This window comes from Sphingomonas sanguinis, assembly GCF_001476905.1.
Lineage (GTDB): Bacteria > Pseudomonadota > Alphaproteobacteria > Sphingomonadales > Sphingomonadaceae > Sphingomonas > Sphingomonas sanguinis_B.
Genome location: NZ_LDTE01000071.1, coordinates 24839 through 38391, shown reverse-complemented (window position 1 = coordinate 38391; position 13553 = coordinate 24839). Strand labels below are relative to the sequence as shown.

Sequence of the window (13553 nt, the reverse complement as noted above, 5' to 3'; positions counted from 1 at the left end):
ATTGAGTCTCAGCCCTAAGGATTCCAGCAAGATCGCCGCGAACGTCGATCTCGATCCTACCATCGGCGGGCGTCAGGATGATATCCTCGACGAGTGTGCGGAGGACATTCACCCAGTCCGTCGCCGTCGATCTGCGCATCGTCGATACCCGCTCTCTGATCGTCGTGAAGACCGTCAGCCTGACCAAGCAATATACCGGCTATGAGACCGGGGCGGGGACCTTCCGCTTCTTCGGCTCGAACCTCTTCGACATCAATATCGGCGCGAAGGGCCAACCGATACCGATGGCCGCTGCTGCCCATGGGCTTTATACCGTTCAGACCGGCAGCAACGCGACCTGAGATTCGACGCTGACGCTCGATCGCAACAGCCAGTCCGCGGAGATCGCCGGCAACGTCGCTGCCAATATGCTGAATGCGAAAGGCTCGCATGCCGATGGTGGCGGCTATTATGAGCCAGCGCCTTTTGCCGTCCTCGATAACCATCAACGTGGGGACAATATCGTCAACGCGACTTCTGGTATGACCGTCTCCGTTCCGGGCCACATCGGCGCATCGAGTGTCACTTTGTCGAACAATGCCAACTCGGCGTTCGCGCGTATGAACGATGCATCGAACACCTTGTCCGTCGACGCCGTCGATCTCTCCGGCGATGTGGTTCTGAACAGCTGGCAGCATTCCACCGGCAAGGTCTTCGCCAATGCCGACAGCAGCATGTCTGTCGGCAACTCGGACGCTTACGTACAGGATGCGCGTCTGGACGTGCTGAGCAACAGCGCCGCCTCGGAAGCCAATGGCAACCGCGCCCTGAACGCCTTGTCGGTGTCTTCCGTAACCGGCTCTGGCGGTCGACCGTTGCTCGACAACCGCCAGAGCAATACGGCGGTCGTCGATGCGGTGACCAACGCAGCGTTCATCGTTAATGGCAGCGGTGCCATGCAGTCGGCGATCGGCATCGAAGGCAACAGCGCTTCGTCGATCGCGCGAGGCAACGCCGCACTCAATCGCGCTGTCGTCGACGGTATGTCCACGGCCCTGGTCAGCAACGCCCAGGTCAATCGTGGTCCCGTCTCCGCGACCGTCAACGGGCTGTTCGGTGTGGCCATGGCCGGCGACGTCAGCGGCGCCATGGGATCTGTTTCCGGCAACGGCCTTGCCGCCACCGGGACCGGCAACCAGGCGGTAAACATGCTTACCGCAACGGGTAGCTTTGGTTCCGGGTCCTCCGAGGCGCCGCGCTAAGACCGGGCTCGGTGTGGCCGGTCGAACGCTACCGGCTGCGACTGAGGAAGCCGCCATGCCAGCCCCCGGCATGGCGGCTTTTTTACGATCCCCATTCCCTCTTTGGAAATGTCGTTCAATAGGGCAGGGCGATCACTGGAGTTCTTGTAATCTTCGTGCTACATATTTCCGAAATCTGTAGCGTGAAGATAGCAAATGCCCACACCTCATAATCCTCCGGCCGCCGTGCGGCGTGCCTTGCGAAAGCTCGGCGCCGACATCCATGACGCGCGACGCAGGCGACGGCTGCCGATGGCGGTCGTAGCCGAACGTGCCTTCACGTCGCGCTCCACCCTCCAGAAGATCGAAGCCGGCGACACCAATGTCAGCATCGGCATCTATGCAGGCGTGCTACAGGCGTTGGGTCTGCTGGAAGGCTTGAGCTTAGTCGCCGACATTAGCAACGACAGCGTTGGGCAATCACTGGCCAGTGCCGACTTGCCGAAGCACGCCCACCCAAAACGCTCGACCGGATCGTCGCGCGATGGCTGATTTCGAAGTTCATCTCGATCTGCATGGTCAAACACGACCGGTTGGACTGGCAAGAAGCAACCGCGTTCGCGGTGCTGAGACCGTCCTGTTCGAATATGACCGTGCGTGGCTCGAAGATCCGGATCGGTTTTCGCTGGAACCGGCTCTCGCCCTGACACGCGGCGCCTTCGCGCCGCCCGCTGGCCTCGCGACCTTCGGCTCCATCGGCGACTCGGCCCCGGACACCTGGGGCCGCCGCCTCATGCAACGCGCCGAGCGCCGCGTGGCCGGACGCGATGGCCGTGCCGTCCGTACCCTTGCCGAGAGCGATTACCTCCTCGGCGTTGCCGACGAAACCCGGCTCGGCGCGCTTCGCTTCCGTTGGGTTGGCGAAGAGCAATTCCAGGCGCCTATCCGCGCCGGCGTACCCGCTCTCATCGAACTCGGCCGACTGCTCCAGATCACCGAACGCATCCTGCGCGACGAAGAAACCGACGAGGATCTCCAACTCATTTTCGCGCCAGGGTCCTCGCTAGGCGGCGCGCGGCCAAAGGCCTCGGTCATCGACCAGCACGGCCATCTCTCCATCGCCAAATTTCCGAAGGAGACCGACGATTACAGCATTGAGACATGGGAGGAGATCGCCCTAAGGCTGGCCCGACAAGCCGGTATCGCCACGCCGCAGCACGAGCTCATCGATGTCGCAGGCAAAAAAGTCATGCTGTCGCGTCGCTTCGACCGCGATGGCGCTGTCCGCATTCCCTTCCTGTCGGCAATGGCCATGATGGGGGCGAAAGATGGTGAGCGCGGCAGCTATCCCGAGATCGTCGATGCCCTGGCCGAACATGGTGCGCAGGGCAAAACCGACGCACAGGTGCTCTATCGTCGCGTCGTCTTTAATGTGCTGATCTCAAATGTGGACGATCATCTGCGCAATCACGGCTTTCTATGGCTCGGAAAAGCAGGATGGTCGCTGTCTCCCGCCTATGACCTCAACCCGGTGCCCACCGACCTCAAGGAACGGGTGCTGACGACCAACATCGATCTCGACGAAGGCACCTGCTCGCTCGATCTGTTGGAGGCGGCATCGGAATATTTCGCGCTGACGCTGGCGCAAGCCCGCGCCGTCATCAAAGACGTCGCGATCGTAACGGCGACCTGGCGCGAGACCGCCAAAGCGGCCGGCGCGCGGTCTGCCGAGATCAATCGCATGGCGAGCGCTTTTGAGCATGACGACCTGACGCGGGCGCTGGCCCTATGACGAGAACCTTCCTCCATAGCTTCGATCCGGCCTCCGCCAGCCCCGTCACCGGCGCGACGGTCGCACTCGACGTGGCCGATATCGAGGACGCCGGAATACGCGAGGTGCTCCAAACTCCCGGCGCTGCTTATGGTGCCTGGTCAATTCTCGACGGGCTCCTATGCCCGACCGGTGCGGGAACGCCGTTCATCTTCCGCGAACCGCTTGGTCAGGCGCGCGAAGTGAAGGTTGCCCTGTCGGGTCTCTTCGGGCGCTTCGTCGCCCGTGCCTATCTGGAGCGCTACTTCAATCTTTCGATTTTTGCCCATCTTGGCAGCCACACGATCGATCTCGATCGAAGGAAAAAGGTCAAGATCAAACGGCTGTCACGCGGCGACCTGCCCGACTGGATTGCCTGCGCATCCGATTTGACGTCCCTCACGGTTGCCGAGGCCAAAGGCTGCCACGATCCTGGCGGACCGGCGAAGGCGCTCGCCCGCGCCTGGGCGCAAGCAGGCCGTATCGACGTGACTGCCAACGGCCGCAAGGTCACGGTCAAACGCATCGCCATCGCCACGCGATGGGGCATGGCAAGCGCTGGCCCTGCCGATGCTCACCTCTCGGTCAAAGACCCGTTGGACGAAGGCGAGCCGATCGAGCCGCAAGAGAAGGACGCGCTCTTTATAGGCATGCTCCGGCTGCACATCGCCAATCTCATTCGACCGCTGGGTCATGTCAGACTTGCAGATGCGCTTTACCGTCTGACCGAACAGCCATTTGCCCGTCGGCTTCAAAGCGATCAGGATCTTGCCCGAGCGGCGCTCGATTCAGCCCCGGTAGGGGAACTGGACAAGGCCGCGGCCTTCGATGGGCTGGTCGGAGGGATCGTCACCCGTGCCGGGCCATTGGCCGATGCCGGTGTGACGCCTGACGAACAAGAGGCGCTCGCGCGCCTCAATCTGAGACCGGTGTTCGTCGGCGTCGAACGCGACCTGATCCGGGCCGCCATCGATGCCGAACCCCAGGTGATACGGGCACGGCTGGTCCAACCGGTTCGCCCGGATGACTTCGCCCGTCCCGATCGCGCGGGCGGATGGATTGTGCCGTTGGGCGAAGAGCGGCACATCATTGGCGACGCATAAGGACAAGATGATCAACTGGAGACAATGCCGACAACGGCAGAACAACAAGGGGTGGCACTGTGGACGCCAAGGATAGCGATCTTTCCAACGAAGCGGCGGCGCTTGCCGATATTCTCAAATGGTCGGCGGACATCCCTGCCTGGCAACGCGACGCCTTGCGGCGCCTATGTAGCCAACCCAAGTTGGAACCGACCGACGTGACGTCGTTGGTCGCGATCTGCAAAGCCGTTGAACAGGGCCAGCCGCTCGATGCGACCCATGTTCGAGATCCTGCCGCCAGCCATGCCGTCGTCACCCTTGGCGCGCTTCACAGCCTGTCGAACGTCAATGCTCTGGCCCCCGGAGAACGACTATCGTTCGGCAAGACCGGACTTACCGTAATCTATGGCGACAATGGCGCCGGAAAATCGGGCTATGCTCGCGTCCTCAAGCAACTCTGCCGCGCGCGCTCGCCCAAGGGCGACGCCATCCTGCCCAACATCTACGCCACCACCGCCGGCACACCGGCCGCCAGTATTGAGTTCTATATCGGCGGTCAGAAGCGCAACACCTCATGGACACAGGGGGCAGCGGCCGACGCGATGCTGTCGGCTGTCGGTGTCTTCGACTCGCGCACCGCCAACGTCCATGTCGAGAACACCAACGATCTAGCCTACACGCCCCTGCCGTTGCGCATCCTAGCCGGTCTCGCACAGGCCTGCCAGGATGTGAAGGCCAAACTGGCCGCCGAGATCAAGGCCCTGCAAGACCAGACGCCGGCCATTCTCTCGACGCCCGACTGCCAGCCGCACACCGATGTCGGGAAACTGCTTGCCACGCTCTCTGGCAGGACCCAAGCCGAAGCCGTCGAAAAGCTTGCCGGCCTCAGCGTCGAAGAAGACGCCCGGCTCCAAACCCTCGTTACCGATCTCGCCAGCGATCCGTCGCGCATGGTGCGCCAGCTCCAGGGGCATGAAGCCCGCCTCAACACCGCCATCGACCAGATCGCGCGCCTGGCCGCGATCGCGACCGAAGAAACCCGGACGAGGCTCCATGATCTTCATGCGCGTCTCGGTACGGCGCGCAGGGCTTCAGCAGCCGCGTCGGCCAATCTGTTCGCCGACGAACCCTTGCCCGACATCGGTTCGGATGTGTGGAAGTCGCTTTGGGAAGCGGCCCGAAACTACTCCCGCGTGTCAGCCTATTCTGACAGAACTTTCCCTGTAGTCGAAGCCGGTGCCCACTGCGTCCTTTGCCAACAGCCGCTCAGCGAAGAAGCCGCAGAGCGCCTGAGCAGCTTCGAGGCCTTTGTTCAAAACGAAAGCAAGCGCCGCGAGGAAGAAGCGCAAACTGCCTATTCCGACGCGCTTGACGATATCGCCACTTGCGCCATCGCGATGCGGGCACTTCCGGCCATCATCACCCTGATCCGCGACGATCTCGGGCAGTACGAACTTGCAGCGTCCGTTCGGCGGGAAATTCTTGTCTTCGCCTGGCGCCTGCGCGCCATCGTGAAATCGCACAGTCTCGAAAGCCAGCCGGCTCTCCCACCTGTCAGCACCGTGTCGCTTGAGCCTTTGCGAACGGCCCTAGCTGGCCTGACGACGCGGATGGACGGCTTACGATCCGAGGCCAACTCACCGCAGCGAAAGGCCCTCATCGCCGAACGCGACGGGCTTGCCGATCGTAAATGGCTGGGTGTCGTGCAGACCGACGTCACCGCCCAGATCGCACGTCTCAAAAGCATCGAGGCGCTCGAAAAGGCGAGCAAGGACACGACAACCAACAAGATCACTACCCAGAGCGCCCGGATTGCGCAGGCACTCGTCACTAATCGGCTGCGCGGACGGTTCGCCGTTGAGGTCGATAAGCTCGGCGTCGCCGGACTCGCCATCGAACTCCAGCAGGCCAAGACGAGCGCCGGGGTGCCGTTCTTTCAGGTTCGGCTCATCAACAAACCGACCGAGCCGGTCGGCAAGGTGCTGAGTGAAGGCGAGCATCGCTGTGTTGCGCTCGCCGCGTTCCTCGCCGAGCTTTCGACGATCGATGCGCAATCGGCGATCGTGTTCGACGATCCGGTGTCGTCGCTCGATCATCTGCATCGTGATCGGGTTGCGGCGCGCCTCGCCGAAGCCGGTCAGACCCGTCAGGTCATCGTCTTCACGCATGACATGGCGTTCCTGTTACTGCTGGAAGAAGCGTGCCGCGCGACCAAGGATCGCGCGGCGACGCCTGTGAGCTATCGCCTCATCAGCCGAGGAAGTGAGAATTCCGGTTTCTGTCATCAAGATCCTCCCGCCAACGTCATGCCGCTCGACAAGGTGCTCGAAGGCATGAAAGCGCATCTCGGCAACGTTAAGCTCCATCACGAACGCGGCGATCAGGCCAAGTGGCTGCGTGAGGTAACGTCCTTCCAGGATCAGTTGCGCACGACATGGGAGTGCGCGGTGGAAGAGGTTGTTGGCCCCGTTCTGCGCCGCCTGTCTCGAAAGGTGGATACAACGGGCCTCATCAAGCTCACCGTTATCGAGAATACACATTGCACCGTCATGCGCGAGGCGTTCGGGCGATGCTCGGCGCTGCTGCACAGCCAGCCCGGCGAAATCAATCAGCGTCTGCCAGCTCCAGCAATCATCCAGGCAGAAATCGAGGCGCTGGAGACGTGGATCATCGACATCCGCCAGCGGCAGGAGAAAGCCGCATGAGGAAGCGCCCCCACGTTGCGTACCCCCTCGTCGAAGGCGCGTCACCATGCTGAAATGGTCGGAACTCAAGCGCGCGGGTGACACTGTTCTGGCGGTCTGGCCCTACTATCGTCCCCTTCACGAGCGCTGGTTCATGCAGGAATTGATCGAAAGAGGGCTTTTGCCGCCGCTGTGGCGCGACCGGATGATTCCCGGCGATAACGACAGCGTCCGGTCGGATCATTATCCCGATCGCGAGACGGCGATCGCAGCTGCTCTGGCGCTCAATCCTATCCTGCGGGAAGAGTTCGCCGCCCGCCCCTTGGAGGCCGCCTTCAAGCAATCGCTTGAGCTCAAGATCGACAAAGCCGTCCAGGCCAAGCAGCGCCTTCTGGAGGAAGAAGGGCTGATGTTGCGCGAAGCCCACCGTCGGCATGCAGAGGATGAGCGGCCCGACGCCGCCAGCCTGAAGATTGCGCCGGAGTCCGAGCGCTACCGCCAGGATCTCGCCGAACAACTAGCGGAAATGCCGTATCTTCGCGTGGCCAAGGTTGGGCGTTCCAATAGCCACTGGACCTATTCCCTCGTCTTCCTAGGCCATGAGGGAGTCTGGTCCAAGCCGTATCGCGCCGGAGAAAAAGCGGCGTTGACGGCGGAACGGGCGAAGATCGCCAATGGCTTCGACCTGAGCGCGACCGCCCATTGGGGAAAGACCAAGGCGCGGATCAGGCAGATACTTCTGCCACGCGCGAACCAACTGCTCCAATTGGTGAGTGTTCAACGCCTTCTCGCCGAAGCCTTGGCGCGGGGTGAGCATGTCCTCGTCTCCAATGGCATCGTTTTTTGGTACGAACCGGAGGGCGGCATTGGCTGGCAGGTCAAGGCAACGTCATCGACCCGAGATTCTGAAGCCGCCACGATTTGGAAGGAAGGTACGATCCTGTCCACCAATCACGGTCGACTGGTTGTGCTTCCCTATATTAAAGAGAATGGCGAACAGGTCCGCGGTCATACGAAAAATGGCCCGAATGACGGTCGCGCTTTGCCGCGTCACCCGGACAACTATGTTGAGATCCCATTCTCGCTTTATGACGGCGACCTCATGATCGGCTTGTTCGGGGAACTTCCCTATGAATGATCCCATCCGATCTGCACTAGCTTCGAGGACAGGTTCCAGAGCCTCTCTGCGGCATCGGGATCGGTGGCATAGGCTTTGACCCCGACGAACGGTTCGTCTGCCGTCTCCGCCCGAACCGCGACGTCACAATCCTCGCAATAGAGGCCGCCAAGCCCATCGAGTTGGGATGATGTAGCCGCCCATACCTGCGTTGCAGCCCCTTGTTCTGGTGTCTTGAAAGTCGGATCGACAGGATTGCCCTTTGCGTCGAGCCAACCTTCGGCAGTCATCTCGGTTTGCGTCAGGTGCCGTTGGAGCGGCGTGAAAATCTTGCCGGGATGGAGTGAGAAGGCGCGAATGGCATGATCACGGCCGAGATGATCGAGGTGGACCGCGAATAGCGCATTCGCCGTCTTCGACTGGCCATAGGCGAGCCATTTGTCATAGCCGTTCTCAAATTGCAGGTCGTCCCAGCGGATCGGCGAGGCGTGATGCCCGGCCGACGAGACGGAGACGACGCGCGCGCCGCCTTCCAGCAGTGGCCAGAGCAGGTTCGTCAGGGCGAAATGCCCGAGATGGTTGGTGGCAAACTACGCTTCCCATCCTGGGCCGAGCCGCATCTGCGGGCATTCATCTTGTCGCGCAGCGCCTGACCGATCTTTCCGCGGAACTAGCCGGTGTCGGTGAGCGCGGCGGTGCGTTTCCCTTGCCGCATGGACGCGGCGACGAGTTCCATCACGGCCCGCCGACACCAGATCCTCGCAGCGAGTCACCTAAGGGGCTCGGAACGAGGGACATCTATATCCGGGACCTGCACCTCGACACCATCAAGGTGAAAACGCGGGATTTCCGTTAATCTCAGTTCTTGATGTTGAACAATTTTCTCAAGCGCATATCGGTAGGAAGGACAGGTTCCGGTTTCCCCGTGGTTTTCGGAGCTTATTGTCAGGGCATGGCCTGAGCTCGCCTCTCAGGTTTGATCCGCCGGTTCAGAAAAGGCGGTAATTCACGATTTGGCTCGTGGTCGTGTGCTGCAATTTGTCAGTATTTCACATTTGGAGCTGATGGTTTTACATGCGGAATGACGATCGGAGAGCTTCCTCTCATTTTGAATTTCCTCTATATGTTCATGATGGACGACAATCCTACAGGATCGATGCTCATGACCATTCATTCTCCGATCGCGCCCGCCGACCCATTTCTGCTGCGCTTCGTTACGCCTAGGTCCGCCGATGCTGAGATGCCGGGCCACTATTCGCCCGAGCTTGGCGTTTGGGTCGTGGACAGTGAGGACGGTCCTGTACCGATTATCGAGATCGCTGGGGGCGCGCTGGTCGCAACGCAGAGCAAAACCATGACGCAGGTTGAGGTGGATGACGATGATCCGTCGCGCTTCGGGGCGTTGGAAACCAGCACCGGGACGCGGGTTCGGCAGGAGGCTGACGACGAGGACGCCTCCCTGTGCTTGCCCGAGCTTCAGACGAAGACCGACGTTCAACAGGAGCGGGACGACGAAGCGATGGCGCCGTACTGGTGAGCGTGCGTTCCGGACTGATCCTCCTCGTAACAAATAAGCGCGACGTCACGACGGACTACGTCGTTATGGAAATGCGTCGACGCGGCTTGCGCTTCTGTCGCCTGAACACGGAGGACCTGCCTCAACACGAGATCGCGATGATTGATGGCGACCCCGCAAACCTCACGCTTACAGGACCGTGCGGCGAGCTTTCCATCTCGGATGTGACGGGTGCCTATTATCGCCGGCCGGGCAGTATCGAAGGCGGTGGAAGCAATGCCGTTGCAGAGTATGTCGTTGCAGAGTGGTCGGCCATACTCAGAAGTCTCTGGAACGCTCTTGAGGGCAGATGGCTGAATTCGCCATTTTCCATCCTCCGCGCCGAGGACAAGCCGAGGCAGCTCGCCACCGCCCGGCGGGTGGGATTGCAAATCCCCGGGACACTTGTCACCAATGCTTTCGAGATGGCGCGTGCCTTCCTAGCGGATGGGGCGATGGTTGCGAAGCCGCTCCGGCACGCGCTCATCAACGAAGGCGAAGTGGGTAGCGTCGTCTTCACCAGTCGGGTGAATTCGCTTGAGGTGGAGGACGCGGACGCCTTCCGGCGTGAGCCGATGATCATGCAGCGCGAAGTGCCGAAGCGGTCGGATATCCGGGTGCTCGTGGTGGACGATCAAGTGTTTGCGACCCGGATATTGTCCCAAGTCCATGGCGAGACGCAGGTGGACTGGCGGAAGGGCGTCCGCAAGGATCTTGATCACGAAATTACGGAGCTGCCGATCGAGGTGGCTTCGGCCTGTATCTTGGTTGCCCGCGATCTCGGCCTGCGGTTCGCCGCGATTGATCTTGTAGAGGATAAAGATGGCCGCTTCTGGTTCCTGGAAGCCAACCCGAACGGGCAGTGGGCTTGGATCGAGCAGCGGACGGGCGCTCCGGTCACGGCTGCGATTGTGGATGCCCTTTGCGGTGGCTCTTCATGAACTTGCATCGATTCGGAAGCTGGGTTTTCCCATATATCGAACCGCTCACTTCCTCCCAGAAAACCGCAGAGGCGAAGCGGCTCGAGGAGGACCAGGCTGCAATCCGAGCGGCAGTCTGGGATTTAGCTGACGAAAGGGCGCTCGACGAGGCGCAGAAAGTGGCGGCCGCCGAAATGGAGCGGGTCCGTACGGCTGAGGGCAAGGCAACAACCTACCTCGCGGTACTGGCAGCACTGGTTCCGGTCATCATCACGCTGCAGGCGGCGAACTGGGAGAAGAAGGCGGGGCCGGCTCCGGACGGGGCGCGGCTCTTCGTATTGGCGCTGGCGACGGTCTACGTTGCTGGAGCCGGATTCAACGCCTTCAAAACTCTGCAAGTCCGAGGCTTTCAGAAGGTCGGTGAATCCGAGATCGTGGCTGCGTGGCGGACGCCAACTCCCCTCCGCAAGCTAACCCGCGGTACCCTGCTCGCAACGCGTAACTCGCGGGCCGTGGTCAACGAGAAGGTCACACGCATCCTCGTTACTCACGAGCACCTGCTCCGAGCGTTCGGGATATTCATATTACTCCTGCTGCTTGACCCCCTGTTCTACGCGATGGGCTTCCGCAGCGCGGAGCAGGAGAAGCCAGTGACGAAGGTTGTCGTTCAGACGCCCGCGGCCGGCGTTCAGTCCGATCCGAAATGTGTGAACGCTCAGCCTGTGTGTCTGTCCGGCGGGAGAACCACCCGCACTGTCTTGGCTGACGAACGATCGGAAGCGTCACGCGCGGATACCCCGCAGACGCAGGCCTGTCCGAAGCCTGATGCGGCTGTTGGAACCGCTCCAGGTCTCCAGTTCGCTCCTGTACCTCAGAGTCGCGCCACAGAGCCATGACCCTACTGAAGCCTGCGATCGTCGCGCCCGACACGTCGCACTGGGCCAACTGGATCGACGCCGCGATTAATCCGACATCACCCAAGTGGCAGGTGGCTCGAGACCTGCACAAGCGTCTGATTGATCAGGGGCGCGTCCCGTTCCTATCGTGGCATCATTTAGAGGAGTTGCTCGTCGTAGATGACGCGGCGAACGCCAGCGCGCGGGTGGCGTTTCTTCAGTCGCTTCCGCTGATGGCATGGATGCGGATGCCAGGCGAGCGGAGCTTGGGCGGGATCATCGACATACTTGCCGCCGAGGCGATCGCTTACGATTCCGGCTGCCGGACCATGGCGGAGGTGCGAGACCAGGTACGATCCCGTCTGCTTACGACCGGAACCGGCCTCGCCGCCATCGGAGAGGACAGTTGGGTATGGGATGTCGCGCGTCCGATCATGAGGGAAAGGCGCCAGCACATCGGGATGGTGTCGGCACTCTAAGGTATGCGATCGATGGACGAGAGCCAGACGGTTGGACAGCTGTGCAAGCAGGAAATCCGCGCGCCTGCGGACCGAGAGAACGTCATTGCCATCATGCACCGTAAAGCCTTCACGCGGGCCAAGGCGGCCGATCCGCGCCGGAGCGATGCCGAGGCGCTAGAGATGGCGAACGAGTTCGCTTTGCGCGTCATGCAGGAAATGCCAGCGGTGGACGTGACGGTCCGCCAGCTCCTCGTCGACAAATACGGCAAACAAGGGATCGACGAGCACGAGATACGGGACGAGTGCACCATAGCAGAGCTGTCCGAACTGGGTATGTTCAGGTCGCACTTGAACGTCGTAGCCGAGAAGATCGGGATTCCCTTCGAGCGCCTGAAGCGGATAAGCATGGAGAGCCTCCCGAGTTGGCGCGTCGCCAATGCACTGAAGCGCCACGGCCAAGAGCGTCGCATTCGGCCGGGCAGCGATGTCCACGACCAGCACCTTGCCGTGTTGGCGGCTTACACCGACGTGTTGTTCGTCGATAAGCGCACACTTGAGGACTTCCGGAGGGTCAAGTCGAAGGAGCCTGAACTGAGCGGGCTGTTTGGCACGGTGACGAAGGCTAGCCTATTCGACGCTATAACCGACTGATCATGATTCCATTGCGCGGCACAAGGCCGCCAATCTACACTGTTTTAGGCTTCAGAGAGCAAGATGGACATCGATTTAAAACCGGCCAATTACAGCGAATTCCAAGATATGCTTTACGATATCGCGCTCACGGAGCATGGGCGATATCGATCAAACTTTGTTTTCCGCGGTGTGGGCGACAAGTGCTGGGGCCTTGAAACCAGCCTGCAAAGAATGGGGAACCATGCTGCGGCAATCGAACGGCCGCTGCTCCGTAATTTTCTAAAGTACGCTGGCCCCGGCGAAGTTGCATCGGATGCGCTGCTTTTTCAACTTGCAATCGCTCAACATCATGGCTTACCCACTCGGGTGCTAGATTGGACGACATCTCCCAGAGTGGCATCACATTTTGCATTATCTAACGAGAATCATTTCGATGTGGATGGAGCCATTTGGTGCGTTGACGTCGCCAATGCGCGACGTGTGCTTCCATCAACTCTTGCCACCATCCTAACCAACGAGGATGCATTCGTTTTCTCAGTTGAAATGTTAAATAAATACAAGTCGATTACCGATTTCGACGCCATTGAGTCAAACAAGGAATTTGTTCTCTTCTTTGAACCTCCCTCCCTTGATAGCCGTATAATCAACCAAGGAGCGGTCCTATCGATGATGCCTGGGCCGGAACTTGATCTGAAAACCTACATTCTAAGGCCCGAGAACAAGGATCTAGTGAAGCGCATAATCATACCCGCAGAAATCAAGTGGGAGCTCCGCGATAAGCTCGACCAAGACAATGTGAGCGAGAGAATGCTCTTCCCCGGCTTAGATGGCACGGCGAGATTTCTGACCCGCTACTATAGTGCGGGTCCAAACCGGGGGGCAGGTGAGGTCGTGCCCGTCGATCCTATGACGTGATTTCGGATGGATTGCTGCCTCCGGTGAGATCGCTCACTCACATGCGCAGTTCGGGCACGTCCTGCGTGATCCATTCCGATTCCGCGTTCATCCGTGCCTGGCGCTTGCCGGTGTCCGGGTCTTTGAGGAAACGCTGGCGGTTCCAGATCAGCTTGCCGACATACATCTCGTTGTTGAGGATGCCGTTACCGCGCTTCGGATTCGCCCCGGCTTCCCCGTCCGCGTGCTGGTCACGCGCGATCTTGTCCTCGAACCCTACG

General features: G+C 60.7%; 15 protein-coding genes. 13 read left to right on the top strand and 2 right to left on the bottom strand.

Annotated elements, in window-relative coordinates; genetic code table 11:
* The first annotated feature begins 77 nt into the window (after positions 1 to 77).
* The 7 genes from SB4_RS11750 to SB4_RS11720 all read left to right on the top strand — a co-directional run bounded on the left by SB4_RS11750 (position 78) and on the right by SB4_RS11720 (position 7934).
* Complete coding sequence (locus SB4_RS11750) at positions 78 to 341, top strand: CsgG/HfaB family protein (RefSeq protein WP_420893890.1); 264 nt, start codon at positions 78 to 80, stop codon at positions 339 to 341.
* 66 nt (positions 342 to 407) lie between these two features.
* On the top strand, positions 408 to 1241 hold the full coding sequence (locus tag SB4_RS11745; protein WP_058752714.1) for a hypothetical protein: 834 nt from the start codon (positions 408 to 410) through the stop codon (positions 1239 to 1241).
* A gap of 237 nt (positions 1242 to 1478) precedes the next feature.
* Positions 1479 to 1772: a helix-turn-helix domain-containing protein gene (locus SB4_RS11740; RefSeq protein ID WP_478212457.1), complete on the top strand. Its 294-nt coding sequence runs from the start codon at positions 1479 to 1481 to the stop codon at positions 1770 to 1772.
* A complete protein-coding gene (locus SB4_RS11735) occupies positions 1765 to 3012 on the top strand; it encodes a type II toxin-antitoxin system HipA family toxin (protein ID WP_058752712.1) in 1248 nt (415 codons plus the stop codon). The genes SB4_RS11740 and SB4_RS11735 overlap by 8 nt, the downstream gene beginning before the upstream one ends.
* The gene (locus SB4_RS11730; protein WP_058752711.1) at positions 3009 to 4133 is read left to right on the top strand and encodes a hypothetical protein; all 1125 of its coding nucleotides are present in this window, start codon (positions 3009 to 3011) and stop codon (positions 4131 to 4133) included. The genes SB4_RS11735 and SB4_RS11730 overlap by 4 nt, the downstream gene beginning before the upstream one ends.
* A gap of 59 nt (positions 4134 to 4192) precedes the next feature.
* On the top strand, positions 4193 to 6817 hold the full coding sequence (locus SB4_RS11725; RefSeq protein WP_058752710.1) for an AAA family ATPase: 2625 nt from the start codon (positions 4193 to 4195) through the stop codon (positions 6815 to 6817).
* Positions 6818 to 6863: 46 nt separating this feature from the next.
* Complete coding sequence (locus SB4_RS11720) at positions 6864 to 7934, top strand: hypothetical protein (RefSeq protein WP_058752709.1); 1071 nt, start codon at positions 6864 to 6866, stop codon at positions 7932 to 7934.
* Here the strand turns inward: SB4_RS11720 and SB4_RS20200 are convergent.
* The gene (locus SB4_RS20200; RefSeq protein WP_206598005.1) at positions 7925 to 8203 is read right to left on the bottom strand and encodes an SDR family NAD(P)-dependent oxidoreductase; all 279 of its coding nucleotides are present in this window, start codon (positions 8201 to 8203) and stop codon (positions 7925 to 7927) included. The two genes, SB4_RS11720 and SB4_RS20200, sit on opposite strands and share 10 nt — an antisense overlap.
* A gap of 791 nt (positions 8204 to 8994) precedes the next feature.
* Between SB4_RS20200 and SB4_RS11715 the strand changes: the two genes are divergently transcribed.
* The 6 genes from SB4_RS11715 to SB4_RS11690 all read left to right on the top strand — a co-directional run bounded on the left by SB4_RS11715 (position 8995) and on the right by SB4_RS11690 (position 13293).
* Entirely contained in the window at positions 8995 to 9450 is a 456-nt protein-coding gene (locus SB4_RS11715; protein ID WP_241488600.1) for a hypothetical protein, read from the top strand.
* The gene (locus SB4_RS11710) at positions 9447 to 10409 is read left to right on the top strand and encodes an MvdC/MvdD family ATP grasp protein (RefSeq protein WP_241488599.1); all 963 of its coding nucleotides are present in this window, start codon (positions 9447 to 9449) and stop codon (positions 10407 to 10409) included. The genes SB4_RS11715 and SB4_RS11710 overlap by 4 nt, the downstream gene beginning before the upstream one ends.
* Positions 10391 to 11284, top strand: coding sequence for a hypothetical protein (locus SB4_RS11705; protein ID WP_153006192.1), 894 nt, complete (start codon positions 10391 to 10393; stop codon positions 11282 to 11284). The genes SB4_RS11710 and SB4_RS11705 overlap by 19 nt, the downstream gene beginning before the upstream one ends.
* The gene (locus SB4_RS11700) at positions 11281 to 11763 is read left to right on the top strand and encodes a hypothetical protein (protein ID WP_058752707.1); all 483 of its coding nucleotides are present in this window, start codon (positions 11281 to 11283) and stop codon (positions 11761 to 11763) included. Before SB4_RS11705 ends, SB4_RS11700 begins: the two co-directional genes overlap by 4 nt.
* Positions 11764 to 11775: 12 nt before the next feature.
* The gene (locus SB4_RS11695) at positions 11776 to 12396 is read left to right on the top strand and encodes a hypothetical protein (protein WP_058752706.1); all 621 of its coding nucleotides are present in this window, start codon (positions 11776 to 11778) and stop codon (positions 12394 to 12396) included.
* A 63-nt stretch (positions 12397 to 12459) separates the two neighbouring features.
* On the top strand, positions 12460 to 13293 hold the full coding sequence (locus SB4_RS11690) for an FRG domain-containing protein (protein ID WP_058752705.1): 834 nt from the start codon (positions 12460 to 12462) through the stop codon (positions 13291 to 13293).
* A 37-nt stretch (positions 13294 to 13330) separates the two neighbouring features.
* Here the strand turns inward: SB4_RS11690 and SB4_RS19615 are convergent, their stop codons facing one another.
* Positions 13331 to 13459, bottom strand: a complete 129-nt coding sequence (locus tag SB4_RS19615; protein WP_206598004.1) for a hypothetical protein — start codon at positions 13457 to 13459, stop codon at positions 13331 to 13333.
* Between the last annotated feature and the right edge of the window lie 94 nt (positions 13460 to 13553).